Here is a 25,324-nt window from a genome sequence, read left to right as displayed (position 1 = left end):
CCGCCCCGCAGAGGCCCGCCGCGGCAACACCGCGGCGGGCCTCACCCCGCAGGTCCCCAGGGGTGAGGCCCGCCCCTACTCCCCCCGCAACACCTTCGCCACCGCGGAGTCCCCCTCCACCCCCACCACACCCTCCGCCACGGCCGCACGCAGTGCGAGCTCACCGCTCGCCAGCCCCGTCACCGCCGACGCGTCCAGCGTGAGCACGGCGTCGGGCTCCCCGGCCCCCGCCCCCTCCCCGTACACCGCCCCGTCGGTCTCCGTCGCCCCCAGCCGGAGGTGGAACCTCCCCTCCTCCAGGCGCACCTCGACGAGCCCCTCGCCCGGCCCCTCCTCCTCCAGCACCCGCAGCAGCGGCAGCGCGAACCAGTGCGCCCGCACCGCGTCCGTCGGCCGGCGCTCACCCAGCAGCGCCCCGCCCCACTCCCCCAGCGCCAGCAGCACCGGCAGCAACTCCCGTCCCCGCGCGGTGAGTTCGTACACGTACGCCACCCCCGGCGGCGGCAGCCGGCGGCGCGTCGTCAGGCCGTCGCGCTCCATGTCCTTCAGCCGAGAGGCGAGTACGTCCGTGCTGACGCCCGGCAGGTCCGCGTGCAGGTCGGTGTAACGGCGCGGTCCGGCCAGGAGTTCACGGACGATCAGCAGGGTCCAGCGGTCGCCCACGGCGTCCAGCGCGCGGGCGGCGGAACAGTACTGGTCGTAGCTTCGGCGAGGTGACATGCGACGCAGTCTAGACAAGACATTGGACTTTCCAAGCGGCAACTTGGTAAAACCAAGCAACACACATTCCGGAGGGGCGGCACACGCATGGAGTTCCGGCAGTCGAGCAAGCTGAGCGACGTCTGTTACGAGATCCGCGGCCCGGTGATCGAGCACGCGGACGCACTGGAGGCGGCCGGCCACAGCGTGCTGCGCCTGAACACCGGCAACCCCGCCGCGTTCGGCTTCGAGGCGCCGGAGGAGATCCTCCAGGACATGATCCGCATGCTGCCGCAGGCACACGGCTACACCGACTCGCGCGGTGTCCTCTCCGCCCGCCGCGCGGTCGCCCAGCGCTACCAGGCCCTCGGGCTGGAGGTCGGCGTCGACGACGTGCTCCTCGGCAACGGCGTCTCCGAACTCGTCTCGATGGCCGTGCAGGCGCTGATCGAGGACGGCGACGAGATCCTCATCCCCGCCCCGGACTTCCCGCTGTGGACCGCCGTCACCACGCTCGCGGGCGGCACGGCGGTGCACTACCTGTGCGACGAGCAGTCCGACTGGAACCCCGACCTCGCCGACATGGCGTCGAAGATCACGGACCGTACGAAGGCCCTCGTCCTCATCAACCCGAACAACCCCACGGGCGCGGTCTACCCCAAGGAGATCGTCGAGGGCGTCCTGGACCTCGCCCGCCGGCACGGCCTGCTGGTGTTCGCGGACGAGATCTACGACCAGATCCTGTACGACGACGCCGTGCACCACTCGGCCGCCGCCCTCGCCCCCGACCTGGTCGTCCTGACCTTCTGCGGCCTGTCCAAGACGTACCGGGTGGCGGGGTTCCGCTCGGGCTGGATGGTGGTGACCGGCCCCCGGCAGCACGCGCGCGACTACCTCGAAGGCCTGACGATGCTGGCCTCCATGCGGCTGTGCGCCAACGCGCCCGCCCAGTTCGCCATCCAGGCCGCGCTCGGCGGCCGGCAGTCCATCCACGAACTGACCGCGCCCGGCGGCAGGCTGCGCGAACAGCGCGACCGCGCCTGGGAGAAGCTCAACGAGATCCCGGGCGTCTCCTGCGTCAGGCCGAAGGGCGCGCTGTACGCGTTCCCGCGTCTGGACCCGGCCGTGCACAAGATCCACGACGACGAGAAGTTCGTCCTGGACCTGCTGCTGCGCGAGAAGATCCAGGTCGTCCAGGGCACCGGCTTCAACTGGCCCCGCCCCGACCACTTCCGCATCCTCACCCTGCCGTACGCCGACGACCTGGACGCGGCGATCAGCAGGATCGGACGCTTCCTGAGCGGGTACCGGCAGTAGCGCCGCCCGGCGGACCGGCGCCCCCGCCCGCCCGGCGGCCGGACCCCGGCCGGGCGTAGCCTGTAGTCGAAGTCGATCAAGAGGCGCGGTGGAGGGATCGCACATGGGTGACCTGCTGTTGATACGGCACGGCGAGACCGAGTGGTCGCGCTCGGGCAAGCACACCGGGTCCAGCGACATCCCGCTGACCGACACCGGTCGTGAGCAGGCACGGCGGCTGGCGCCGCTGGTGGCCTCGCACCGGATCGCGACGGCGTTCGTCAGCCCGTTGCAGCGGGCGCGGGAGACCGCGCTGCTGGCGGGTGTGCCGGACGCGCAGGTCGACGAGGACCTGAGGGAGTGGGACTACGGCGGCTACGAGGGCGTGACGACCCACGAGATCCACCGCACCCGCCCGGACTGGTTCCTGTTCACGGACGGCGTCACCGCCGGCCCGCCCGAGCACCCCGGGGAGAGCCCCGAGGAGGTCGGCGCCCGGGCCGAGCGGATGCTGGCCAAGATCGACGCGGCGCTCGCCGACTCCGCCGGCAGCGTGGTCGTCTTCTCCCACGGCCACTTCCTGCGCGTGCTCACCGCCCGGCGCCTCGGCCTGCCCGCGCGGGACGGCGCGCTGTTCCAGCTCGGCACGGGAACGCTCAGCCGGCTCAGCACGGAACACCGCCGGCACGTGGTGGCCGGCTGGAATGTCAGACCCTCCTCGTAGTCTTCCGATCGTGGCCGTCTCGGGGGAGGCGGCCGGTCCACGGGGACACGGGAAGGGAGCGTGTGTGACGTGACGCGCCCGCCGACCGCCGCGCAGTGGCGGGTGATCGAGGCGGCCGATCCCGTGACGGGACGGCTGAGGGGTACGGCGGCCCAGCACGAGGCGCTGGTGAGGCGTGGCCTGGCCTTCCGGCACCCGCGCCCGCCGCACGACCACTTCCTGACCCCCGCGGGCCACCGCATACGCGAGGAGCGGGAACCGGAGGAGCCGGAAGATACGGAGGCGAAGGGGGCGGGCCCGGCGGAGAACGCCGGGGGCGCCGCCGGGACCGGGGTGTTCGCCGCGCGGGTCGGCGGCGAGGAGGCCCCCGCCGCGCCGGCCCGCCGCACCCGCGAGGTGCACAGTGCCTGGCAGGGACTGCTGGAGCTGCGGCGGATGACCAACCCGGACGGGGACACCGACCGTCCCTGCGGCTGGGAGCGCGCCAACCTGGTGCGGGCGGCCGCACTCGCCCTGGAGGCCGACGGCCACGCCCCCGCCGGTCCTGATCCGGCGGGCCCCGGCTACCGGGTGCGGGCCACGCCCCAGCCGGAGGCCGTCGCCGTGCACGAGCCCGACACCGACGCGCTGCGCGCCTGCGCGGCCACGCTGGAGCGCGCGGGCTGGCAGGTCGGCGAGCACGCGGAGGCCCGTACCGGCCGGCGGTACGTGCTGGCGTCGCCGCGCCGGAGATGAACGGCAGAGCCGCGTGGCGGAGCGGTACGCCGGAGGCATGGCGGAGGTGCCTGACCGAGGCGCACGGCAGAGGCGCACGCCGGAGCGAACGGTCCGATTCCGGCCTGTCAGGGGTGCTCGAGCCGCGTTAGCCTCTCGCCATCTGACTTGTCGTCATTTCGGGGGACGCTCATGTCTGAGCAATCACTGTCCATGGGGGCATCGGCAGCCTTAGGAACGGGCGTCGCCGAGGTGCCGCGCCCGCCCGGGAAGCGTCGGCGGGTGCTGGCCTGGCTGGTCGACTTCACCCTGGTCGTCACGGTGGCCGTGCTGCTCGCCGCCCTCACCGCCGACCGCATCGGCGCGTTGACGACCGACGCCACCGGGCCGGCCGGGCGCGGCGCCTGGGAGATCGTCACCTCGCACGGCGAACTGGCAGGCACCGCCGGGGACTTCGGCACCTCGATCTGGTCCTCCGTCGTGCGGGACGTCCAGGAGGCGTTCGCCGCGCTGGTGCTCGCCACCTTCGTCTACCAGTTCCTGACGCTCGCGCTGACCGGCCGCACGCTCGGCAAGCTGCTGCTCGGCCTGCGCGTCTCCGGCACCGCACCGGGCCGCCTCGGACGGCGCCGGGCCGCGGTCCGCGCCGCCGTCACCACGGCGGCCGACGTCGGCTGCTTCGCGGTGGCCTGCTGCGTGCTGGTCGACGGTTCCCTCGTGCTGTCGGTGCTGTGCTGGGCGGTCGCGGTGGCGGTCTTCTGGGCCAACGCCCTCCCTGTCCTGGTGGGCCGCGGGCGCTCCCTCGCCGACCGCTTGGCCGGCACCGCCGTCGTCACCGTCACGCTGCCCCGGCCCGACTGGGCCGGCGCCCAGCAGGGCGTCCGACAGGCCGTGGACCTGGGCCGCGCCGGTGCCCGCGGCTCTCAGGCCGCCTGGGGAACCGTGGTCCGCGGTGCCCAGGACGGCGGACAGCGCATAGCCCGGCACGACGCCGTGCGACGCGTCGTCGACTCCGAGGCGAGCCGCGCGGCCGCGGACAGGGGCCGCGCCGCCCTGGACCGGGCCAGGGCCGCCGCCGCCCGCAGGCGCCCCGGAACCCCGCCTCCGCCGCCCTTCTCCCCTCCGCACCCCACCTCGGCCCCGCCCCCGCCACCCCTCAGTCCACCGCACACCGTCCCGGCCCCACCTCCGCCGCCCTTCAGCCCGCCCCACGCCGCCCCGGCCCCACCCGCTGCCCCGGCCAACGCCTCTGACGTCGGCCACCAGGCCGCTTCGGATCCCGCCGAGGACTCCCGGCCGTAGTTCCGGAACTCACTCGTGACGTTCCGCCGGTGATCCGTCACACCTCTGTTCGTTCACCCGGGCTTCTCCTCCAAGTGGGCGGCATGCCTCCCACCACCCGCTTGGGCGGGTATGTCTGCCACCACGTGCCGGGTGCGGGTCCGCTCCCTCGCCGGTGCCGCCCCCGACCGCCCCGTGAACGACGGAGACACCATGCCGCTGGCGCGCCGTTCCCTGCTCACCGCTCTGGCCGTCGGCTCCACGGGTGCTGCCGTCGCCTGTGCGCCCGCCACCGCGGAGGGCACCCCCGCGGCCGGTACCCGCGCCGCGGCCGCCGCCGCACGCCGACTGCTGCCCCGCCACTGGCGCCAGTTCTCCTTCCGCACCGCGGGCGACAGTGACACGTTCACCGTGTCCGGGGGCGCCGGCCGGCTCCGCGTCACCGGAGGCACGCCCGGCACCCAGCTCACCGGGCTCAACTGGTATCTGCGCCACGTCGCCGACGCCGACGTCAACTGGGCCGGCGAGCAGCTCGACCTGCCCCGCACCCTGCCCGGGGTGCCCGGCGGCACCCCGGTCACCCGCCGCGCCGACGTCCCCCACCGCTTCGCGCTCAACGACACCAACGACGGCTACACCGGCCCGTACCACGACTGGTCGTACTGGGAGCGCGAGCTGGACGTGCTCGCACTGCACGGCTACAACGAGGTGCTGGTCACCGTGGGCGCCGACGCGCTGTACCACCGGGTGTTCCAGGAGTTCGGATACGGCGAGCAGGAGCTGCGGGCGTGGCTCCCGGGACCGGCCCACCAGCCGTGGTGGCTGCTGCAGAACCTGTCCGCCTTCCCCACGTTCCGCGAACCCGTCTCCCGCCGACTCCTCGACGCCCGCGCCGTGCTCGGCCGGCGCATCGCCGACCGGCTGCGCGAGCTCGGCATGGTGCCGGTACTCCCCGGCTACTTCGGCACGGTCCCGCCCGGCTTCGCGGACCGCAACCCGGGCGCGCGCACGGTGCCGCAGGGAACCTGGATGGGGTTCGCCCGGCCCGACTGGCTCGACCCGCGCACCGACCTGTTCGCCCGGGTCGCCGCCGCCTTCTACCGGGAGCAGGAGGAGTTGTTCGGGGACTCCACCCGCTACAAGATGGACCTGCTGCACGAGGGCGGCACCGCGGGCGACGTGCCCGTCGGGGAGGCCGCGAAGGGTGTCGAGCGGGCACTGCGCCGGGCCCGGCCCGACGCGGTCTGGGTCATCCTCGGCTGGCAGCACAACCCCCCGCGCGCGATCCTCGACGCCGTCGCCTCCGGCGGCCCGGACGGCTCGTCGGGCAAGGAGCGGCTGCTGGTCGTGGACGGCCTGTCCGACCGCTTGCCCACCGTCACCGACCGCGAGGCGGACTGGGGAGGCGTCCCGTACGCCTTCGGCTCGATCTGGAACTTCGGCGGCCACACGACGCTCGGCGCCAACACCCCGGACTGGGCCCGCCTCTACGACACGTGGCGCTCCAGGGAGGGCAGCGCCCTGCGCGGCATCGCGCTGCTCCCGGAGGCCGCCGACAACAACCCGGCGGCGTTCGCCCTGTTCTCCGAGCTCCCGTGGCGGGAGCGGGAGGGAGAGGGGGAACTGGATCTGAAGGCATGGTTCGCGCAGTGGGCGCGGTCGCGGTACGGAGCGTACGACGCACACGCCGAGGCCGCCTGGGACGTGCTGCGCCGCACCGCGTACGGCACCACGCGCGCCGACTCCTGGAGCGAGGGCGCCGACGGACTGTTCGGCGCCCGCCCCTCGCTGACCGCCCGCCGGGCGGCGTCCTGGTCCCCGAAGGAACTCCGCTACGACGCACGCGAGTTCGAGCGGGCACTGGTCGAGCTGCTGAAGGTACGTCCGGGGCTGCGCGAGTCGTCGGCGTACCGGCGGGACCTGCTCGACGTGGCCCGCCAGTGCCTGTCCAACCGCAGCCGGACGCTGCTGCCCCGGATCAGGAAGGCGTACGAGGCGCGGGACGTGAAGGCCTTCGACGCGGCGAGCGGGGACTGGCTGTCCCTGATGGACCTGCTGGAGCGGCTGCTCACCACCGACTCCGCCCATCTGCTGGGTCGTTGGGTGGCCGAGGCACGGGCGTGGGGCGCGGACGACGCCGAGCGTGACCGGCTGCGGTACGACGCCCTGTCCCTGCTGACGGTGTGGGGCACCCGGCAGGGCGCGGACGCGGGACTGCGGGACTACGCGAACCGCGAGTGGGCGGGGCTGGTCGGCGGTCTGTACCGGCTGCGCTGGTCGAGGTACTTCACGGAACTGCGCGCGGCCCTGCGCGAGGGCCGGGCACCGGCGGCGGTCGACTGGTACGCCCTGGAGGAGCGCTGGACCCGCGCGCCCGGCCATCTGGCCACCCGTCCGGCCGGGGACGTCCACCGGATCGCGACGGAGGTCCGTGACCGACTGCGCGCCACGGCCTGACCCGGACGCCGGGTCGGGTCGGGTCGGGTCACGACCTGGCCCGGGCACCCGGGCAGCGCACGCCGGGAGGCGGACGGCGTACAACCCGCGGCGTACGCGCCCTACGCAACCCTCAAATCAACCTCTGAACCCCGCTCCCGGCGCTTCGACCGCCCCCGCGCACGGGCACATTCCCCCTCACACGGTGTCCGCCGGCACGGGGGCGGCGGGCCTCGTGGACGTCACGCGGAACCGGCAGGGGTGTTCGGATCCGCGTCACGGAGAACCACCGGTCTCCGCGCGGATGCGCGGTGAGCGGTGCGGCGCGGGGGCGGCCCAGGTCGTGGGGGGCCGCCCCCGCGGCGTGTCCGGCTCCGTCGGTCCCGTCCGTCCGGAGCTCCGTCAGCCCGCCGCCGGCCCGTCCGGCTCCGCGTACCGTTCCCGGAGCTCCACCTTGCGGACCTTCCCCGACACGGTCATCGGGAAGGAGTCGAGGACGCTCAGCCGGGTGGGCACCTTGTAGTGGGCCAACTGCCCTTCGCAGAAGGCGCGTACGTCCTCGAGGGTGGGCGGGTCGCCGGCGTCGCGCGGGATGACGCAGGCGAGCACCTCCTCGCCGTAACGTTCGTGCGGCAGGCCGACCACCTGCACGTCGGCGATCTTCGGGTGGGCGTAGAGGAACTCCTCGATCTCGCGCGGGTAGATGTTCTCGCCACCGCGGATGATCATGTCCTTGATGCGGCCGACGATCTCGACGTACCCGTCCTCGCGCATCATCGCGAGGTCCCCGGTGTGCATCCAGCGCCCGGCGTCGACGACCTCGGCGGTCTTCGCGGGCTCCTCCCAGTAGCCGAGCATCACGCTGTAGCCGCGGGTGCACAGTTCGCCGGAGGCGCCACGCGGCAGGGTCACCCCGGTCGCGGGGTCGACGACCTTGACCTCGATGTGCGGCAGGACGCGGCCCACGGTGCCGGTGCGGTGCTCCAGGTCGTCGTCGCGGCGGGTCTGGAGCGACACGGGCGAGGTCTCCGTCATGCCGTAGCAGATGGACACCTGCGCCATGTGCATCTCGGCGACGACGCGTTTCATCACCTCGACCGGGCAGGGCGAACCCGCCATGATGCCGGTGCGCAGGGTGGAGAGGTCGTAGGAGGCGAAGTCGGGGAGGTTCAGCTCCGCGATGAACATGGTGGGGACGCCGTACAGGGACGTGCACCGCTCCTGCTGGACGGCCCGCAGGGTGGCGGCCGGTTCGAAGGAGGGGGCCGGGATGACGATGCAGGCGCCGTGCGAGGTGGCGCCCAGATTGCCCATGACCATGCCGAAGCAGTGGTAGAAGGGCACGGGCAGACACACCCGGTCCTGTGCGGTGTAGCCGACCGTACGGCCCACCCAGTAGCCGTTGTTGAGGATGTTGTGGTGGGAGAGGGTGGCGCCCTTGGGGAAGCCGGTCGTGCCCGAGGTGTACTGGATGTTGATGGGGTCGTCGCAGCTCAGCCCGGCGCCGATCGCCGCGAGCCGGTCGTGCGGGACGGCCGGGGCGCCGGCGGTGAGGGCGTCCCAGGAGGGATCGCCGATGTACACCGTCTCGCGCAACCGCGGGCACCGGCCGCGCACTTCGTCGACGAGGGCGCGGTAGTCGCTGCCCTTGTGCGCGAGGGAGGCGATCAGCAGGGTGATCCCCGCCCGGTCGAGCACGAACTCCAACTCGTGCGCGCGGTAGGCGGGGTTGATGTTCACCATGACGGCGCCGATGCGCGCGGTGGCGTACTGGGTGAGCACCCACTCCGGGCAGTTGACCGCCCAGATGCCGACCCGGTCGCCGGTGGTGACGCCCTTGGCGAGCAGCCCGCGCGCCACCTCGTCGACGGCGGCGCCGAACTCGGCGTAGGTCCAGCGGCGCCCGGAGGGGACGTCCACGAGGGCGTCGCGGTCCGGGTACGCGGCGATCGCGCGGTCGAGGTTGGCGCCGATGGTGTCGCCGAGGAGGGGTGTCGTACTGGTGCCGTGGGCGTACGACAGCGGCGGCGCGTCCGGTGCCGGGGTCACGGGTCCCGGGGTCACCGGAAGTCCTCCTCGCGGTACTCGGCCGTCGAACCGGCGGCGGTGGCCTCGCGCAGCTCGATGCGGCGGATCTTGCCGGACACGGTCTTGGGCAGCGCGCCGAACTCCAGCCGGCGGATCCGCTTGTACGGGGCGAGGGTCTCCCGGGAGTGCTCGAAGATCACCTTGGCGGTGTCGGGGCCCGGTTCCCAGCCCGCCGCCAGGACGACGTACGCCTTCGGCACCGCGAGCCGCAGCTCGTCGGGGGCGGGCACGACGGCGGCCTCGGCGACCGCCTCGTGCTCCAGCAGGGCGCTCTCCAGCTCGAACGGGCTGATCTTGTAGTCGCTCGCCTTGAAGACGTCGTCACTGCGCCCGATGTAGGTGAGGTAGCCGTCCTCGTCCCGGGAGCCGATGTCACCGGTGCGGTAGTAGCCGCCGGCCATGGCCTCGGCGGTGCGGTCGGCGTCGCCGTGGTAGCCGGTCATCAGGCCGACGGGGTGGTCGGACATGTCGATGGCGATCTCGCCCTCGTCCGCGCCGGGGGCGCCCGAGACCGGGTCGAGCAGTTCGATGCGGTAGCCGGGGCTGGGGCGGCCCATCGAGCCCGCCTTGAGCGGCTGGCCGGGACTGTTGGAGACCTGCACGGCCGTCTCGGTCTGCCCGAAGCCGTCCCGGATGGTGACGCCCCACGCCCGCCGCACCTGCTCGATCACCTCGGGGTTGAGCGGCTCACCGGCGGCGACGACCTCGCGCGGCCGGGTGCGGAGCTGGCCGAGATCGGCCTGGATGAGCATGCGCCACACGGTGGGCGGGGCGCAGAAGGTGGTGACCCGCGCCTTGTCCATCTCGGCCATCAGCCGGGCCGCGTCGAAGCGGGTGTAGTTGAACAGGAAGACGGTGGCCTCGGCGTTCCAGGGCGCGAAGAGATTGGACCAGGCGTGCTTGGCCCAGCCGGGCGAGGAGATGTTCAGGTGCACGTCGCCGGGTTCGAGCCCGATCCAGTACATGGTGGCGAGGTGGCCGACCGGGTACGAGGTGTGGGTGTGCTCGACGAGTTTGGGGTGGGCGGTGGTGCCGGAGGTGAAGTACAGCATGAGCGGGTCGTCGGAGTGGGTGGGCCCGTCGGGGGTGAACGCGGCGGGTGCCGCGTAGGCGTCCTCGTACCGCTGCCAGCCGTCGGGGGCACCGCCTCCCACCGCGATACGGGTGTAGCGGCCGGGAACGTCCGCGAACTTCTCCGCGTCCTCGGTCCGCACGACGACGTGCCGTACGCGGCCGCGCTCGACACGGTCACGCAGGTCGGCGGGGCCGAGGAGGGGGGTGGCGGGGATGACGACGGCGCGCAGTTTCATCGCGGCGAGCATGGTCTCCCACAGCTCGGCCTGGTTGCCCAGCATGACCAGCACCCGGTCCTCGGCGCGCACCCCGCGCCCGCGCAGCCAGTTCGCGATCCGGTCGGAGCGTTCGGACAGCTCGGCGAAGGACAGCCGGACGGTGCTGCCGTCCTCCTCGACGATGTGCAGGGCGGTGCGGTCGTTGCCCCGGGCGATGACGTCGAACCAGTCGAGCGCCCAGTTGAAGCGCGCCGGGCGGGGCCAGCGGAAGCCCTCGTAGGCCGCGGCCCAGTCCTCGCGGTGGGTGAGCAGGAAGTCCCGCGCGGCCCTGAACTCGTCCGTCGCGCCCGTACCCGTAGTCGCCGTCATGTGTCCTCCTCAGTGCCGGACTCATTGCCGGACAGCCGTTCCCCATCGTCTAATCCGTGATGCGGGTCTCACCACCCCCGAACGGGGGGTGGGTGACGGGTACCCGTGGTGACGGGTGCGGCGAAGGGCGGACGGTATGGCGGCTGACGCGGGCCGGGCGGCCGATGCGGCGGAGATGCGCGGGGCGCTGGCGCGGCTGCGGCGGACGACGGGGCTGCCGGTGGCGTTCGGCGGGCTGGTCGAACCCGGGCGCCCGCAGATCCGCATCAGCGAGCTGAGCGGGACCGCGACGGCCGCGCTGCGCTCGCTGGCGGTGGTGTCCGGCAACGGTCTCGGCGGCAAGGTGGTGGCGCTGGCCCGGCCGTACGCGGTGACCGAGTACGCGGCGGCCCGGCACATCACGCACGAGTACGACGCACCGGTGGCCAGGGAGGGACTGCGGTCGGTGGTCGCGGTGCCGGTGGTGGTACGGCGGCGGGTGCGCGGGGTGCTGTACGGGGCGCTGCGCTCGGCCCAGCCGCTGGGCGACCGCACACTGGCGGCGGCGGTGGCGGCGGCGCGGGACGTGGAGCAGTCGCTGGTGGTGCGGGACGAGGCGGCGGGGCTCTTGGCGGCGGCGCGGGACGCCTCCGGCGGCGGGGCCGGGGGTGACGGCGGGGCCACCGGTGACTGGGAGCGCGTACGGGAGGCGCACGGGGCACTGCGCGCGCTGGCGCCGCGCATCGCCGACCCGGCGCTGCGGGCGGAGCTGCTGGCGGTGTGCGGGCGGCTCGCGGGGGCGGACGGGGGTGCGGTCGACGTGGGGCTGTCGCCCCGGGAGGTCGACGTGCTGGCGTGGGTCGCGGTCGGGGCGACGAACGCGGGGGCGGCGGAGCGGCTGGGTGTCCGCCCCGAGACGGTCAAGGGTTACCTGAGGTCCGCGATGCGGAAGCTGGGCGCGAGGACACGCGGCGAGGCGGTCGTCGCCGCCCGCCGGGCGGGCGCACTGCCGTAGCCCTCCGGGCGGGGCGGGGGCTGTGGTGGCCCGGGAGCCCAAGCGCCTCGGAACTCGGGCGCGCGCACCGGTCGGGCGACCGCGGGTGCCTCGTGGCCCCCGCGCGGTTCCCCGCGCCCGTGCGTTCCTGACGGGCACCGGAGCGCCTCACAGCTCGGGGGTACGCGTACACCCGGCGACTGCGGACCGGGACATGGCTGGTCGCACCCGACCCGCACCCACCCCACAACCCCACCCACCCGGGCTCCCGGGCGCCCGCCCGACCCGCCCCGGCTCCCCGCCCACCCGGGGGTCGAGAGGGCGGAGCCCCTGGGGGACGGGAAGGGTGGAGGCGGCGGGGGCGGGAAAGGTCCGTTCGGTCACCCGCGCGCCGCACCTAAGATTGGCTCCGGCCCGACAGCAGGAGGAGGCGGAGACCGTGGGACGCGAGTCCGAAGAACCCGGCAGAGCCCGCCCCACCCCCCTCGTCGGCCGCGAGGACCTCGTCGCCGGCGCCCGCGAGCAACTCGCCCGCGGCGGCAGCGTCCTCGTCCACGGCCCCGCCGGCATCGGCAAGTCCACCGTCCTGCGCGCGCTCGCCACCGAGCACGCGCCCACCGCGCACACCGTGCTGCGCTGCTCCGCCACCGAGTCCGAGTCCCACCTCCCCTTCCTCGCCCTGGCCGATCTCCTCGGCCTGGTCGCCGCCGACGTCGCCGACCGCCTGCCCGCCGCCCAGCGCACCGCGCTGGAGTCCGCGCTCACCGGCCGCGGCGAGTCCACCCTGGAGCGCGACGGTCTCGCCCTGCGCCTCGCCGTGCTCTCCACCCTGCGCGCGCTCGCCGCCCGCGGCCCCGTCCTGATCGTCGCCGACGACCTGCAATGGCTGGACCCCGCCAGCACCGAACTCCTCGGCTTCGCCGCCCGTCGCCTCGGCGACATGCCGATCCGGATACTGTGCGCCGCACGCACCGGAAGCGATCCGCACGGCTCCGGCCCCGAGCACGACCGTTTCCTGCGCGCCACACCACCGGACACCCTCGCGGTGCGCGTCGGCCCGCTCTCCCGCACGGGGACCGCCGAACTCCTCACCCGCCGCGGCTTCGGCGCGCTGCCCCGCCCGACCGTGCGGGAGATCCACCGCACCAGCGGGGGCAACCCGCTCTTCGCCCTGGAACTGGGCCGCGCGCTCGCCGAGAATCCCGTCCCGCCCGGCCCGGGCGAACCGCTGCCGGTGCCGACGTCGCTGCGCGCCCTCGTCCTCAACCGGCTGGAGGCGCTGCCCGCGGAGGCCCGCCGTACCCTCCTCGTGGCCAGCGCCGGCGCCCGCCCGACCACCGCGCTGCTGCACGCCGCCGGGCGGGAGAACGCCGAGGCCGAGATCGCGCAGGCCGCCGCGCTCGGGCTGCTGGTGACCGACCGGGACTCCCCCGGCGTACGGTTCGCGCACCCGCTGATCTCCGCCGCACTGTACGCGGAGGCCGACCCGCAGGAGCGGCGCTCCGCGCACGCGGCGCTGTCCACGGCCGCCTCCGACCCGATCGAACGTGCCCGGCACCTGGCGCTGGCCACCGACGGAACGGACCCCCGGGTCGCCGAGCGGCTCGGCGAGGCCGCCGCGGCGGCCCGGGAACGCGGGGCCCCCTCCGTGGCGGCGGGGCTCGGTCTGCTCGCCGCCCGGCACACCCCGCCGGACGCCGAGCCGGGCCCGTCCGTGCGGCGGCTGCAGGCGGCCGAGGACGCGCTGACGGCCGGCGAGACCGACCTCGCCCGTAACCTCGCCCGCCAGGTCCTGGCCGACGCCACCGATCCCGCCGAACGCGTACGGGCCTGGATCGTGGTGATCGAGTCGGCGGGGCACGCCCTGGGCGAGGTCGACGCGGCGTACCCGCAGGCGCTCGCCGACGCCGGTGAGGACCCCCGGCTGCTGGCGCTCGTGCACTACCAGCTCGCCTGGCGGGCCATGCTCTACGAGGGCGACTTCCCCGAGGCCCGGCAGGAGGCCGCGCGGGCGGCCGCGCTGGCCGAGCGGGCGGGCGACCGGCGCACCGAACTGATGGCGCTCGCCTTCCAGGCCCAGGCGGAGACGCTGATGGGCCACCCGGACGCCCCGGCCACCATCAAGCGGGCGCTGAAGGAGCCGCAGGACCCGCGGGTCGCCTGCGACCACAACGGCGTCGGCTCCGCCCGCTTCCGCTGGCTGATCATGAGCGACCGGCTCGCCGAGGCCCGCACCACGATCAGCGCGCTGCTGCGCGAGGTGCGCCGGCGCGGAATGGTCGAGAGCGAGGTGCACTTCCTGCGCGGGCTGGCCGAGACCGAACTGCGCTCCGGGCACTGCGCCCGCGCCCTCGACCTGGCCCGGGAGAGCCTGCGGCTGGCCCGCGACACGGGCATCGGCCAGGCCGCCGCGGCGATGTTCACCTCGCTCGCGGAGGCCGCGGGCGGTGACGTGGAGCGGGCCGGCGCGCTGGCCCGGGAGGCGGTGGCACGCGCCGAGGACCACGGCGACCAGGTGTATCTCTCCCGGGCGCTCGGCGCGCTGGGGCACGCCCAGCTCGTGGCCGGGGACGCGGCGGGCGCGGTGCGCTCGCTGCGGCGGGTGCGGGACGTGGAGGAGCAGCTCGGCGTGACCGATCCGGCGCGCGGACGCTGGCACGGCGATCTCGCGGAGGCGCTGGTGCGCGTCGGCGAGGTCGCGGAGGCCCAGCGGCTCGTCGACGTCACACGGGTACGGGCCGCCGCGCTCGGGCGGGAGAGCGTGCTGGCGGTACTGGACCGCGCGGAGGCGCTGGTGCGGGCCGCGCGCGGGGACGTCGACGGCGCGGTACGGCAGCTGATGTCGGCGCGGGACCGGCTGGGGCGGCTCGGGTACGGGCTGGAGGAGGCGCGGGCGGTGTACGCGCTGGCGGGACTGCGGGGGCGGCGGCCGGGAGGCGGCGCCTCCTACGAGGAGGCCGCGCGGCTGTTCCGGCGGTGCCGGGCGATGCCGTGGCTGCGGCAGGTCGAGGCGGAGCCGGCGGCCGAGCCGGGCGCTTCGGCGGCGGTGCGGGCGGGGGCGTCGCCGGGGGCGGAGGCCCTGGGAGGGCTCGCCGCGACCGAGCGACAGGTGGCGGCGCTGGTGATGGAGGGGGCGACGAACCGGGAGATCGCGGCGCGGCTGTTCATCAGCGTGAAGACGGTCGAGGCGACGTTGACGCGGGTGTACCGCAAGCTGGGCATCCGCTCCCGGGTGGACATCGTCCGGCTGGCGGCAGCGCGACGCGCGGACTGAACGTCCGCACTGGACCCGCGGACCGGGTGTCCGCACCCGGCCCGCGGACTGTTTCTCCCACCCTCAGGTCATCGAGGGTTTTCCCTGCGCGCGGGGCCGTAGGGGGTTCCCTCCTTGGGAGAGGTCCACGACGCGTCCTAGCGTGACATCCGTGCCGCTCGCCCGGGCAGACAGGGATCGGTCCCGCCATCCCCGTCGCACATCGAGCCAGGGGGCGCTGCGGGCCTCCACGAGCGGCCCGCAACGCCCCCTGTCCACGTATCCGGGACCGCTCGGGCTATCTTGACGGCCATGCAGTCCTACACGATCGGCCAGGCCGCCCGTCTCCTGGGCGTCAGCCCGGACACCGCGCGCCGCTGGGCCGACGCGGGCCGCATGGCCACCCACCGGGACGAGGGCGGACGCCGCCTGATCGAGGGCCGCGACCTCGCCGCCTTCTCCGTGGAGCTCGCGCGCGGCGGCGGCCCGGACGGGACCGAGGACCTCCCCTCGTACACCTCGGTCCGCAACGCGTTCCCCGGCATCGTCACGGCGGTCAAGCTGGGCGACGTGGCGGCGCAGGTGGAGATCCAGGCGGGCCCGCACCGCCTGGTGTCCCTGCTGACCCGCGAGGCGGTGGAGGAACTGGGCCTGGAGGTGGGCGTGGAGGCCACGGCCCGGGTGAAGTCGACGAACGTGCACATCGACCGGGCCTGACGGCCCCCCGCCCACCCAAATCACCCGGTCGCCATCAGCTGAAAGCCCGTACGTACCGCTTCTGCCACGGCGTCTCCACCGCCCGGCGGTCGTAGTGGCGGCGCACGAACGCCACCGCCTCGGCCGCCGGTACCCCGTCGAGGACCGCCAGGCAGGCCAGCGCCGTCCCGGTGCGTCCGCGCCCGCCGCCGCAGGCGAACTCGACGCGTTCGGCGCCGGCCCGCTCCCACGCGTCGGCGAGCACCTCGCGCGCCCGTGCCCGGTCGGCGGGCAGCCGGAAGTCGGGCCAGCGCAGCCAGCAGGCCTCCCAGTCGGTCTCCGGCGGCCGGCCACCGAGCAGGTACACGCCGTACCGGGGTGTCGCGCCCGGTGGCAGCGGGTGCCGCAGGCCGCGCCCCCGGACCAGCCGGCCCGAGGGCAGTTTCAGCACGCCGGGGTCACCGGCCCGCCAGGTATCAGTCATGCCGTCAACGTAACTCCCGCGGCGAAGCGAACGCGTGCCGGCCGACGAGGAGGTGGCCTCGGAGGTGCGGGGCGCGCCGGCCGGGCGCGGACCGGGTGATCGCCGACGCGCTCGGCGCCGGCTGCCGGTCCTGCCACCGCCCTCGTCTCCGCCGCGCCGGGTCTCCCGTCGCGCGGCAGTCCCGACCATGCCGGCGCCGTGCTGACCCGACACCTGGTCCCCCTCGCCCGAGAACGGAACCCGACGCCGACGGTGCCGCGCCGCGCATGACCCGTTCCACCGCACGTGGTTGACCGGACGCCCGGTCGGCACGCCGCGGCGTGGATCCGCGAAACGCCGTGAGTCTGCCGCGAGGTGACGTGCAGCAGCGTGGCCTCGTGAGCCGGGGCGTGTCGCGCACCTCAGTCCCGGTCTCCGGGCGTTCGGGGGTCTGACCGTTCGGGGGTCCGGCGCCGGGAGGAGGGTTCGGCCGGCGGCCGCGCCCCTGCCCCGGGCCGACCTGGCGTGTGGTCAGTTGTGTGGAGCCGCAGGTCTTGGAGAGCACTTTCGGGTGCGTGGCGTACGTGGTCGTCGTGGTGCGGTCCGCCGCGGTGCCGGTGAGTGCTGGATACGCGCCGCGGCGCACCCGACCTCGACTTACCTGGCGTAACGCTTGGCGAGTTGATCACGCTGTTCGAAGTGTGCAGGTTGTTGAGCAGTAAACGTCGCAGTCCCCCGCGGCAGTTGTGCGCCGCGGGCGTCCGACCCGACGTGTCCGGCAGCCGGTTCGCCCTTGTGACCGCGGTCCGGGATGCGGCCTGCCTCCACCTCCCAGGAAGGGGATCACCGGAAGAACCCGTTCACCCACTTCGCCCCTTTCCCCGCCCAGGTCCTTCGCCGACCGCCGTCACGGTCCACAGGAAAGTCCGTCGCCTTGATAGCTACGAGAATCCGGCCCGCTGTGCCCCGGCACGCCCGCACCGTCACCCACGGCCGGATGCGGAACATCTACCTGCCTCGCCTGGCGGACGCGACCGCCTCCTCGATGGCCACCTACGGCATCCCGCTGCTGGTGCTGGGCACGACGAACTCGGCTTCCCTGACCGGAATCGCCTTCGTGCTGGCGTGGGCGCCACGCCTGTGCACGTTCGGTCTGGCCGGTATGGCTGTCGACCGTTACGGACCCGCACGGGTGTTCCGGCTGGCCGCCGCGGCCCGTGCGCTGGTCGTCGCAGGCGTGGCCCCCGCCCTGGCGATGACCGACGACGACATGACCTTGGGCCCCGTGATGCTCCTGGCGGCGTGCGTGGGCTGCCTGACCCAGTTCAGCTACATCGCGGCCGAGAGCGTCGGCGCGGTCGCCAGCCGGGACGCGGGCGACGCGGGACACCGCGTCCAGTCGGTCCTCCTGGGCATCGACCAGGCCGCTGCTCTGGTCGGTCCGGCAGCGGGCGGCTTCCTGCTGCAATGGGACGGCTCCAGTGGCATGCTCGCCGTGATCGGCGGCCTGTCGACACTGGCGGCCGCCATCGCGCCGGGCATGCGCCGGGCACCCGCGCACGTGACCGCGCCCGCCGCACAGGGATGGCGGACAGGCTGGTCCACCCTGCGCGCGCTCCCGGCGCTCATGTGGCTGGTGGCCGGGCTGGCGTTCTCCAACCTGGCCCTCGGTCTCCTGGAGGCGGCCACCCCGGTGATCGTCGTGAAGAACCTCGGCCGGTCCAGCGCCTCCGTCGGCGTGATCTGGTCCTGCGCGGCCGCCGCGTCGCTGCTGGCGGTCACCGTCTGCCGCTTCATGATCGACCGGTGGGGGCTGGCGCGGGTAGGACGCTTCGCCGCCGTGGTGACGAGCGTGCCGTGCCTCCTCATCGGGCACGCCGATTCCTACCGGACGTACCTGGCACTGATCGCCGTCTTCATGGCGGGCGACAGCATGCTGGCCGTCGTACTGCGCACTCTGCGGTCCCGCCTCATCCCCGTCGGGGTGTTCGGCAGCACACTGTCGGTGACCGTGCTGCTCCTGCTCCTGCCCTACCCCCTCGCCGGCCTCCTCATGGCCGTCGTCGGCCCGGCGGCCATACACACGCTGATCACCTTCTGCGCGGTACTGCAGAGCCTCGGCCTCGTCGTCGCCCTCACCTACGGCACCCGCTCCCGGCAGCGCCGAGGCAAGCACCGCGCGTGAGATCCGCGCCGGCCCCTCTCGGGCACGGACCCGCCAGGAGTGTGCCCGGGCGGCAGCGAAGCACTGCCGGTGAAGCGCGGGCCGGGCGACGAACGCCGGGGATCGGGCCGTGCCCGTGATCCGGTGGCACCGCCGCAGCGAGAGGTGGCCCGACGTCCCCACGCCGCCACCGGCCGGTCGGAGCGTCAGCCGGCGTCCCGTACGTGGTGGCGGCTGATGTTGGCCTCCAGGAGCCGGGTGGAGACCGCCACGCCCACCGCGTCCGGGGTGCCGGCGGCGTCGGGGAGCCGTCCGTCCGCGCGCTTGAGGGCGTCCAGGGCGGTGTCGATGGCCCGGTGGGCGGCGAACAGGCAGGGCGTGCTGTAGATCGCCACGTCGACGGAGAGTTCCGTCAGCTCGGTGAGGGAGAGGCGGGGCGACTTGCCGCCCTCGATCTGGTTGAACAGCAGCGGGGTGTCGCCGACCGCCTCGCGGATCCGGCGGATCGCGGCCACATCCCGCACGCCGTCGACGAGGACGACGTCGGCGCCGCGCTTGGCGAGCGCCCTCGCCCGGCGGATCTGCTCGGCGTCCTCGACGGCGTCGGTGCGGGCGACCACCACCAGTTCCCGCCGGCTGTCGAGGACCATGCCGAGCTTGTCCAGGTACTCCTCCAGCGGCAGGATCCGCTTGCCGTCCGCGTGCCCGCAGCGCCGGGGCCGCTGCCGGTCCTCCAGGATGACGCCGGACGCCCCGGCCCGTTCCAGGCGCTGTACGACGTGGCAGGCGACCTCGGGGTCGGCGTAACCGTCGTCGATGTCGACGAGGAGGTGGTGGGCGGGCAGCGCGAGCCGCAGCCGTTCGGTGAACTGCACGATGTCCGGCCAGGCGATGAAGCCGATGTCGGGCAGCCCGTAGTGGGAGGCGGCGAAGCCGAACCCGGAGACGAACAGACCGTCGTAGTGCCGGGCCGCCAGGGAGGCGGAGTACATGTCGTAGACGCCGATGAGCGGGGTCGTACCGGGGTGGGCGATCGCGGCGCGCAGCCGACGGCCGTGGTGCATGGGCCCTCCGTTGATCGAATGGGGCCTCACAGTTCCAGCGAAGGCCGACGAAACGCAAGATTCCGGTCACCCGCTCGGGTCAACGGGGGCGAGCCGGTCGGTGAGGCGGCGGGCCTGGGTGAGCAGGGTGCCGTACGTGGCGAGGTCCTCGGGGTCGCCGGTGGCGGCGTCCGGCAGCCGGCGGCGCAGCTCGTCGAGGGTGTCGCGCAGCCCTTCGACGGCCTTCCCGAGTTCCTCCGCGGAGCCGTCGTCGAAGCGGGCCGCGCTGTAGAGGCGTACGGCCTCGGCGGTCCGGCGCAGGAACGCGGCGTAGGGCCGGGCGAGGGAGGTGCCGGGCCAGGACGCCGAGCGGTCCTCCCCGGCGGTCTCCAGGACGGTCCGGGTGACGCCGGCGGTGTGGACGGCGATGTGGTCGAAGACGGTCACGGCGTCGTCGTAGGCGCTGCCCGGCTCCGCGACGGCGCGGGAGCGGCGGCGCGGGTTGACGCGCAGGCTCTCCCGGCTCCACCCGAGGGCGGAGCGGGCCTGATCGACCAGGCGGCTCAGGTGGAGGGCGCGCTCGTGCCATTCGCCGGCCCGGGCGGCGTCCCACTCGGCGCCGTCGAGGCCGTCCGCCACGTCCTCCATCACGGACCGCGCCTCGTCGGCGGCGTCGAGCAGCGCGGAGCGCGGGCTGCGCAGATACATCGGCGGCCGGATCAGCGCGTTGACGGCGATGCCGACGAGCGCGCCGAAGGCGGCCTCGCCGATCCGGGCGGCGGAGGTGGTGACACCGACCGAGGGGCCGGTGAGGACGAAGAGGGCGCCGGTGGCCGCATAGATGCCCTGGCTGCCGAGGCGGCGCCAGTTGCCGAGCAGGACGGTGGCGGGGAGTACGACGGCCATCGCGAGCAGCGTGCTGTTCAGGGCGAGGGCGAAGGCCGTCGCGACGACGGTGCCGGTGGCGATCGCGGCGAGCTGCTGCAGCCCGTGCGCGATCGAGCGGTACACCGTGGACTCGACGAGGACGATGGCGACCCAGGGGGCGACGAAGGCGACGGGGGCGTGCAGCCACCAGCCGGCGGCGAGCCAGGCGAGGAAGGCGGCGAGGGCCGCCTTGCACGCCTGGACGACCAGGTCGCGTTCGCGGCCGGGCGCCACCCGGGCGCGGTGCGCGGTGAGGGTGGCGGCCCTCGCCTGCGCGCGGACGGCCCGTGCGGCCGTTCGGAACGAGTGCATGGGGCACCAGTGCCACGGTTCGGGCCCGCCGATGCGTGGGCCCCCCGGGGGAGGGGGGTGCGATGGCTCACGTACGCCGGGGGTGGCCCCGGAGCCCCTGCCCGGGCCGGGCCGGGCGCGTTGTCGGCCGGCCGCCGGTGGCCGCTTCTCGCGCAGTTCCCCGCGCCCCTGGGTAGACCGGGGCGGGCCGGGGACGAGAGGGTGCCCCCTCCCGCATCCCCCGGGTCGAGCCGGGCGCGTTGCCGGCCGGCCGCCGGTGGGGCCTCTCGCGCAGTTCCCCGCGCCCCTGGGTAGACCGGGGCGGGCCGGGGACGAGAGGGTGCCCCCTCCCGCATCCCCCGGGTCGAGCCGGGCGCGTTGCCGGCCGGCCGCCGGTGGGGCCTCTCGCGCAGTTCCCCGCGCCCCTGGGTAGACCGGGGCGGGCCGGGAACGAGAGGGTGCCCATGCCCGTACGGTCCCGGAAGACGTGGGACGCAGTCCCCTCTCGCGCGGGAGGGCTGGGCACCCCGGTCCGCCGAAGCCACCCCCAGGGGCGCGGGGAACTGCGCGACCGGCCACAGCGGCGCCGCACCTGCCCCGAACCCGCGCCGCCCACCACCCACCTAGGGGCGCGGGGAACTGCGCGATCGGTTACGGCACCCGGCCTGGGCGAGCCGTTGCTCGAGAAGGCGGAGCCCGGCCCGTCAGGGCCCGGACCGCCGGCACAGGAGGCGGAAGAGGCCGAACAGCGCCACCGGCCACACCACCGCGAAGGCCCAGATGACCGCCGGCTCACCCGTGCAGATGCCCGTCACCATCAACGCCACCGCCACGCACAGCCAGACGCCCACCACCGCCGCCCGCGGCTCGTACCCGGCGAGCCGCCGGACGTCGGGACCCCGCCGCATCCGCAATGTGCGCAACCGCCGGTCCAGCCTCCGGTCGCCGCGCCGCAACGCGGCCTCGATGTCGGCGAGTACGCGCTGCTCGTGCTCGGGGATATCGGGGACATCGGGTATCCGGTCGGTGCTCACCTCGGGGGCCTCCCCAAAAAACGCCTGCCCTGTGGACGCACGGTTCCGGGTGCCCGCGACCCCCCGGAACTAACTGCCGCCCAGGGCCCGCGCCCCCTGTATCTCCAGCGCGTCGAGCAGCCCCGCCGCCCCGTCCCTCGCGCCGGGCGTCACCCCCGCCCCGGACGCCCCGCGGAACTCCTCCCGCACCTCCCGTGCAGCCGACCGCCCGGAGGTCAGACACCAGGTCCACCAGTGCTCGAGGCGCCGTACGTCGAGCCGTTCGGCGCCGACCACCGCGGGCCAGCCGCAGGCGTGGGCCTGTGCGGTCACCTTCGCTCCGCCCTCGACCGGGTCGACGGCCAGCGCGGGCACACCGGCCCGCAGCGCCAGCACCATGCCGTGCAGCCGGTCGGTGACCACCACGTCCAACCGGTGCAGTACGGACTGGAGTTGGGCCGCCGTCGCGGCCGACCGCCAGTCGTGGGAGTCCAGTCGGGTCTCCAGCGGCAGCCGCGCGCAGTCCTTGCCGCCGAGCCAGCGGGTGAGCACGTCCGCGACCTCGGCATGCCGCCGGCGTTCCCCGTACTCGTGCTGGCCGTCGGTGAGAATCACTCCGGCCACCGGCGTGGAGAGGACCTGCGGGGCGCTCGCGGCGAGGTCCCGGGCCGGCTCGCGGTGGGGCGCGTCGCGGGCCAGGACGCGGTGGAACCCGGTGACCGCCGCACTGCCGGGGTCGATCACCGAGACGCCCACCGCGATCCGCACGCATCCCGGGAACCGCGCGTGCAACTGCTCCACCTGCGGCCCGTGCAGCGGCCCGCACACGAACACCAGATGGGTGTACTCGCCGGGCCGGACCGCGTCGAGGTGCGGTGCCCCGGGGCAAAAGCCGGGGCTCCAGACCGCGTCGTGGGCCAGTCCGGCGCGGTCGAGGACGTCCTCGACGCGTCGCAGGGCCAGGACGTCGCCCGCGGTGGCCTCGCCGTCCAGGAAGCTGAACCAGCCGACCAGCAGAATCCTTCGTCGCACCGTGCGCTCCTCCCGTTCGCCGCGAGCCGATCGCCGCATGCCGTGCGCCGCGAACCGGTGGCCGCGTACCGAGGCCCGGCGTCGGCGTTCCCCCGCGTGTGGTCCGCGTGTGCTCCGCGTCCCGGCGGGAACCCGGGTCCGTCGAGACGAGGAGCCGTCATGCCGACCGAACTGTCAGCCCAGGAGGTCGACGACCTCCGTGCCCGGCTCGTCGCGCAGGCGCAAGGCCTGCGCGCGGAGCTGGCGGCCGTCGACGCACAGGCCACCACGCTCCGTACGGACCGCGGTCTCGGCGTGGGCGACCTGGGCGCCAAGGTGACCGCCGCCGACCGGCTGCGGGCGGACGCCGAGCGGGTGCGGGCCCTGCTGGAGCGGACCCACGCCGCGCTGGACCGCCTCGGCACGCCCGCGTACGGGCGGTGCACGGTGTGCGGCGGATCCATCTCACGCGACCGGCTGCTCGCCGTGCCGCACGCCGACGTCTGTGTCGGCTGCGGTCGCGGCGCCGGTGGGCGTCGCCGCCCGGCCGCACGCTGACCGGCCCGCGCGTGGTACCGGCCCGCGCCCGGGACCGGCCCGCCGTCCGTGGTGGGCCTCGGCGTCGGATCCGCACCTCAGATCCGGCCGGGCTCCTGTTCGCCGGGCTCCGGGTCGCGCTCGCCCTCGGCCTGCGAGGGCGTCGGGTGCGGAAAGTCGGCGCGTCCGTCGGTCGTCGCGTCCTCGTCGTCCCGCTCGCCCTCCGCCTGCGAAGGGGTGACCTGCTCGTCCATGACATCTCCGTCCGGTCCGTTCGGGGACAGATCGTTTCGCCCCGTCCGGGTTACCCGGCACCCCCGCGCCAAACGGCCGGCACGACGCCGTGCACGGAGGTACCGGGCCGATGCCGGTGGGCCCCTGCGAACGGGGGTACGCGGTCGCAGCGTGTCCGGAGCGTGAGCGGGCCCGTCGGGGATACCCGGACTCCATGTCGCGGCTATCGAAACTCGCACACAGGCACCACGACGCGGACGCCGGCACGGCCGCGGACGCGGACACCCGCACGGAATCGGTGAAGGACACCCGCACGGGCTCGGTCAGGGACGACCGGCGGTACGGCCCGGACGCGCAGGTCGAGCGCAGGGCCCCGGACACTCCGACGGAGCTGCCCGCACGCTCCTGGAAGGAGGTGCTCAAGGGCACCCTGCGCGAGTTCAAGGACGACGAGCTGACCGACCGCGCCGCCGCGCTCACCTACTACGGGGTGCTGGCCCTGTTCCCGGCGCTGCTGGTCCTGGTCTCGATCCTCGGCATGACCGGGAAGTCGACCACGGACAAGCTTCTGGACCAGGTCCACAGCCTCGCCCCCGGCTCGGCCTCGACCATCCTCACCGACGCGGTGCACCAGTTGCAGGGCAGCGGCGGCACCGGCTCGATCATGGCGGTGGTCGGCCTCGTCCTGGCGTTGTGGTCGGCGTCGGGCTACATCGCCGCGTTCATCCGCACCGCCAACGCGGTCTACGACGTGCCCGAGGGCCGCCCGGTCTGGAAGGTGCTGCCGCTGCGGATGGCCGTGACGGTGGTGCTGATGGTGCTGGCGCTCATCAGCTCGTTCATCGTGGTGTTCACCGGCGGCATCGCCAAGCGGGCCGGTGACGCGCTGGGTCTGGGCGACACGGCGCTGACGGTGTGGTCGATCGCCAAGTGGCCGGTCCTGGTGCTGCTGGTGGTTCTCATGATCGCGATCCTGTACTGGTCCACGCCCAACGCGAAGGTACAGGGCTTCAGGTGGATCACCCCCGGCAGCCTGCTGGCGCTGCTGATCTGGCTGGTGGCCTCCGGCGGGTTCGCGTTCTACGTGGCCAACTTCGGCTCGTACAACAAGACGTACGGGACCATGGCCGGCGTCATCGTCTTCCTGGTGTGGCTGTGGATCAGCAACCTGGCGATCCTGCTGGGCCTGGAGTTCGACGCGGAGACGGCACGGCAGCGGGCGGTGGCCGGCGGGCTCCCGCCGGACGAGGAGCCGTACGCCGAGCCGCGGGACACCCGGACGTGGGACGAGCAGGACAGGCGCCGCGCCGAGGGCGAGGGACCGATCGGCTGAGTCACGGGGCCTCCCGGTCACCACGCCACCGAGCCGCGGGTACGGCTGTCACACCCATGAGGAACCGCCGAGGAACCGACGAGGAACTCACGAGCACGAGGAAAGGACATGTCGATGGCTGAACGCAGTGCGTCCGACGGGGCCGGTCCCGCCACCAAGGAGGAACTGCGCGAACAGATCGCGCACACCCGCGAGGAACTGGGCCGCACCGTCGAGGAACTGGCCGCGAAGACGGACGTGAAGGCCCGCGCCCGCGAGAAGGCGGAGGCCGTCCGCGAACGCGCCGGGGAGCGGGCGTCCCGGGTGTCGCAGGGCGTACGGGAACGGCCGGTGCCCGTGCTCGCGGCGGCGGCCGCGGTGGCCGTGGGAGTGGGCCTGCTCATCACGTGGAGGGTGCGCCGGCACTGACGCGCCACGTGACCGTAGGTACGACGCCCCCAGGGCGCGCGGCTCCGGGGGCGTCGTGCGCCGTACCCCCGGCCCGCGT

At 74.5% G+C, this 25,324-nt stretch carries 21 protein-coding genes; 12 read left to right on the top strand and 9 right to left on the bottom strand.

What is annotated here, in order from left to right; genetic code table 11:
* Positions 1-75: 75 nt before the first annotated feature.
* Positions 76-720 carry a helix-turn-helix domain-containing protein gene (locus QFZ64_RS27560; protein ID WP_307070230.1) on the bottom strand — a complete coding sequence of 215 codons (645 nt, stop codon included), beginning with the start codon at positions 718-720 and terminating at the stop codon, positions 76-78.
* Positions 721-807: 87 nt separating this feature from the next.
* Between QFZ64_RS27560 and QFZ64_RS27555 the strand changes: the two genes are divergently transcribed.
* The 5 genes from QFZ64_RS27555 (at position 808) to QFZ64_RS27535 (ending at position 7,171) form a co-directional block, all read left to right on the top strand.
* Positions 808-2,016, top strand: a complete 1,209-nt coding sequence (locus tag QFZ64_RS27555) for a pyridoxal phosphate-dependent aminotransferase (protein ID WP_307070229.1) — start codon at positions 808-810, stop codon at positions 2,014-2,016.
* 103 nt (positions 2,017-2,119) lie between these two features.
* Complete coding sequence (locus tag QFZ64_RS27550; RefSeq protein WP_307070228.1) at positions 2,120-2,719, top strand: histidine phosphatase family protein; 600 nt, start codon at positions 2,120-2,122, stop codon at positions 2,717-2,719.
* 69 nt (positions 2,720-2,788) lie between these two features.
* Positions 2,789-3,454, top strand: coding sequence for a hypothetical protein (locus tag QFZ64_RS27545; protein WP_307070227.1), 666 nt, complete (start codon positions 2,789-2,791; stop codon positions 3,452-3,454).
* A gap of 171 nt (positions 3,455-3,625) precedes the next feature.
* A complete protein-coding gene (locus QFZ64_RS27540; RefSeq protein WP_307070226.1) occupies positions 3,626-4,735 on the top strand; it encodes an RDD family protein in 1,110 nt (369 codons plus the stop codon).
* Positions 4,736-4,927: 192 nt separating this feature from the next.
* Positions 4,928-7,171: an alpha-N-acetylglucosaminidase gene (locus QFZ64_RS27535; RefSeq protein WP_307071891.1), complete on the top strand. Its 2,244-nt coding sequence runs from the start codon at positions 4,928-4,930 to the stop codon at positions 7,169-7,171.
* Between the two features lie 381 nt (positions 7,172-7,552).
* Here QFZ64_RS27535 and QFZ64_RS27530 read toward each other — a convergent pair whose 3' ends face one another.
* Positions 7,553-9,199 carry an AMP-binding protein gene (locus tag QFZ64_RS27530; RefSeq protein ID WP_373430776.1) on the bottom strand — a complete coding sequence of 549 codons (1,647 nt, stop codon included), beginning with the start codon at positions 9,197-9,199 and terminating at the stop codon, positions 7,553-7,555.
* Positions 9,200-9,210: 11 nt separating this feature from the next.
* The gene (locus QFZ64_RS27525) at positions 9,211-10,899 is read right to left on the bottom strand and encodes an AMP-binding protein (protein ID WP_307070225.1); all 1,689 of its coding nucleotides are present in this window, start codon (positions 10,897-10,899) and stop codon (positions 9,211-9,213) included.
* A 136-nt stretch (positions 10,900-11,035) separates the two neighbouring features.
* Here QFZ64_RS27525 and QFZ64_RS27520 point away from each other — a divergent pair, with 136 nt between their 5' ends.
* The 3 genes from QFZ64_RS27520 to QFZ64_RS27510 all read left to right on the top strand — a co-directional run bounded on the left by QFZ64_RS27520 (position 11,036) and on the right by QFZ64_RS27510 (position 15,842).
* On the top strand, positions 11,036-11,893 hold the full coding sequence (locus QFZ64_RS27520) for a helix-turn-helix transcriptional regulator (RefSeq protein ID WP_307070224.1): 858 nt from the start codon (positions 11,036-11,038) through the stop codon (positions 11,891-11,893).
* Between the two features lie 418 nt (positions 11,894-12,311).
* The gene (locus tag QFZ64_RS27515) at positions 12,312-15,146 is read left to right on the top strand and encodes an AAA family ATPase (RefSeq protein ID WP_307070223.1); all 2,835 of its coding nucleotides are present in this window, start codon (positions 12,312-12,314) and stop codon (positions 15,144-15,146) included.
* Positions 15,147-15,437: 291 nt separating this feature from the next.
* On the top strand, positions 15,438-15,842 hold the full coding sequence (locus tag QFZ64_RS27510) for a molybdopterin-binding protein (protein WP_307070222.1): 405 nt from the start codon (positions 15,438-15,440) through the stop codon (positions 15,840-15,842).
* Between the two features lie 34 nt (positions 15,843-15,876).
* Here the strand turns inward: QFZ64_RS27510 and QFZ64_RS27505 are convergent, their stop codons facing one another.
* A complete protein-coding gene (locus QFZ64_RS27505) occupies positions 15,877-16,305 on the bottom strand; it encodes a protein phosphatase (RefSeq protein ID WP_307070221.1) in 429 nt (142 codons plus the stop codon).
* A 976-nt stretch (positions 16,306-17,281) separates the two neighbouring features.
* Here QFZ64_RS27505 and QFZ64_RS27500 point away from each other — a divergent pair.
* Positions 17,282-18,469, top strand: a complete 1,188-nt coding sequence (locus tag QFZ64_RS27500; RefSeq protein ID WP_307071888.1) for an MFS transporter — start codon at positions 17,282-17,284, stop codon at positions 18,467-18,469.
* Between the two features lie 185 nt (positions 18,470-18,654).
* Here QFZ64_RS27500 and QFZ64_RS27495 read toward each other — a convergent pair whose 3' ends face one another.
* The 4 genes from QFZ64_RS27495 to QFZ64_RS27480 form a co-directional block, all read right to left on the bottom strand.
* Positions 18,655-19,512 (bottom strand): oxaloacetate decarboxylase, encoded by an 858-nt coding sequence (locus tag QFZ64_RS27495; RefSeq protein WP_307070220.1) that lies wholly within the window; start codon positions 19,510-19,512, stop codon positions 18,655-18,657.
* Positions 19,513-19,578: 66 nt separating this feature from the next.
* Positions 19,579-20,730, bottom strand: a complete 1,152-nt coding sequence (locus QFZ64_RS27490) for an aromatic acid exporter family protein (protein ID WP_307070219.1) — start codon at positions 20,728-20,730, stop codon at positions 19,579-19,581.
* 683 nt (positions 20,731-21,413) lie between these two features.
* On the bottom strand, positions 21,414-21,743 hold the full coding sequence (locus tag QFZ64_RS27485) for a DUF3040 domain-containing protein (protein ID WP_307070218.1): 330 nt from the start codon (positions 21,741-21,743) through the stop codon (positions 21,414-21,416).
* 69 nt (positions 21,744-21,812) lie between these two features.
* Positions 21,813-22,793, bottom strand: coding sequence for a polysaccharide pyruvyl transferase family protein (locus QFZ64_RS27480; RefSeq protein WP_307070217.1), 981 nt, complete (start codon positions 22,791-22,793; stop codon positions 21,813-21,815).
* Positions 22,794-22,913: 120 nt separating this feature from the next.
* Here QFZ64_RS27480 and QFZ64_RS27475 point away from each other — a divergent pair, with 120 nt between their 5' ends.
* Positions 22,914-23,291 carry a TraR/DksA C4-type zinc finger protein gene (locus tag QFZ64_RS27475; protein ID WP_307070216.1) on the top strand — a complete coding sequence of 126 codons (378 nt, stop codon included), beginning with the start codon at positions 22,914-22,916 and terminating at the stop codon, positions 23,289-23,291.
* A 77-nt stretch (positions 23,292-23,368) separates the two neighbouring features.
* Here QFZ64_RS27475 and QFZ64_RS27470 read toward each other — a convergent pair whose 3' ends face one another.
* A complete protein-coding gene (locus QFZ64_RS27470; protein ID WP_307070215.1) occupies positions 23,369-23,524 on the bottom strand; it encodes a hypothetical protein in 156 nt (51 codons plus the stop codon).
* Between the two features lie 194 nt (positions 23,525-23,718).
* Here QFZ64_RS27470 and QFZ64_RS27465 point away from each other — a divergent pair, with 194 nt between their 5' ends.
* Both QFZ64_RS27465 and QFZ64_RS27460 read left to right on the top strand, forming a co-directional pair.
* On the top strand, positions 23,719-24,837 hold the full coding sequence (locus QFZ64_RS27465; RefSeq protein ID WP_307070214.1) for a YihY/virulence factor BrkB family protein: 1,119 nt from the start codon (positions 23,719-23,721) through the stop codon (positions 24,835-24,837).
* Between the two features lie 114 nt (positions 24,838-24,951).
* Positions 24,952-25,245: a DUF3618 domain-containing protein gene (locus QFZ64_RS27460; RefSeq protein WP_307070213.1), complete on the top strand. Its 294-nt coding sequence runs from the start codon at positions 24,952-24,954 to the stop codon at positions 25,243-25,245.
* Positions 25,246-25,324: the final 79 nt, after the last annotated feature.

Source organism: Streptomyces sp. B3I8 (assembly GCF_030816915.1).
Taxonomy (GTDB): Bacteria; Actinomycetota; Actinomycetes; order Streptomycetales; family Streptomycetaceae; genus Streptomyces.
Note: the sequence above shows the minus strand (reverse complement) of the source record. Positions and strands in the feature narration are given on the sequence as shown.

Excerpts from the sequence above, each read along its gene's own strand:
- QFZ64_RS27560 (WP_307070230.1), bottom strand. The coding sequence starts at position 720 with ATGTCACCTCGCCGAAGCTACGACCAGTACTGTTCCGCCGCCCGCGCG.
- QFZ64_RS27555 (WP_307070229.1), top strand. The coding sequence starts at position 808 with ATGGAGTTCCGGCAGTCGAGCAAGCTGAGCGACGTCTGTTACGAGATC.
- QFZ64_RS27550 (WP_307070228.1), top strand. The coding sequence starts at position 2,120 with ATGGGTGACCTGCTGTTGATACGGCACGGCGAGACCGAGTGGTCGCGC.
- QFZ64_RS27540 (WP_307070226.1), top strand. The coding sequence starts at position 3,626 with ATGTCTGAGCAATCACTGTCCATGGGGGCATCGGCAGCCTTAGGAACG.
- QFZ64_RS27535 (WP_307071891.1), top strand. The coding sequence starts at position 4,928 with ATGCCGCTGGCGCGCCGTTCCCTGCTCACCGCTCTGGCCGTCGGCTCC.
- QFZ64_RS27525 (WP_307070225.1), bottom strand. The coding sequence starts at position 10,899 with ATGACGGCGACTACGGGTACGGGCGCGACGGACGAGTTCAGGGCCGCG.
- QFZ64_RS27520 (WP_307070224.1), top strand. The coding sequence starts at position 11,036 with ATGGCGGCTGACGCGGGCCGGGCGGCCGATGCGGCGGAGATGCGCGGG.
- QFZ64_RS27510 (WP_307070222.1), top strand. The coding sequence starts at position 15,438 with ATGCAGTCCTACACGATCGGCCAGGCCGCCCGTCTCCTGGGCGTCAGC.
- QFZ64_RS27505 (WP_307070221.1), bottom strand. The coding sequence starts at position 16,305 with ATGACTGATACCTGGCGGGCCGGTGACCCCGGCGTGCTGAAACTGCCC.
- QFZ64_RS27500 (WP_307071888.1), top strand. The coding sequence starts at position 17,282 with ATGCGGAACATCTACCTGCCTCGCCTGGCGGACGCGACCGCCTCCTCG.
- QFZ64_RS27495 (WP_307070220.1), bottom strand. The coding sequence starts at position 19,512 with ATGCACCACGGCCGTCGGCTGCGCGCCGCGATCGCCCACCCCGGTACG.
- QFZ64_RS27490 (WP_307070219.1), bottom strand. The coding sequence starts at position 20,730 with ATGCACTCGTTCCGAACGGCCGCACGGGCCGTCCGCGCGCAGGCGAGG.
- QFZ64_RS27480 (WP_307070217.1), bottom strand. The coding sequence starts at position 22,793 with ATGCGGCGATCGGCTCGCGGCGAACGGGAGGAGCGCACGGTGCGACGA.
- QFZ64_RS27475 (WP_307070216.1), top strand. The coding sequence starts at position 22,914 with ATGCCGACCGAACTGTCAGCCCAGGAGGTCGACGACCTCCGTGCCCGG.
- QFZ64_RS27470 (WP_307070215.1), bottom strand. The coding sequence starts at position 23,524 with ATGGACGAGCAGGTCACCCCTTCGCAGGCGGAGGGCGAGCGGGACGAC.
- QFZ64_RS27465 (WP_307070214.1), top strand. The coding sequence starts at position 23,719 with ATGTCGCGGCTATCGAAACTCGCACACAGGCACCACGACGCGGACGCC.
- QFZ64_RS27460 (WP_307070213.1), top strand. The coding sequence starts at position 24,952 with ATGGCTGAACGCAGTGCGTCCGACGGGGCCGGTCCCGCCACCAAGGAG.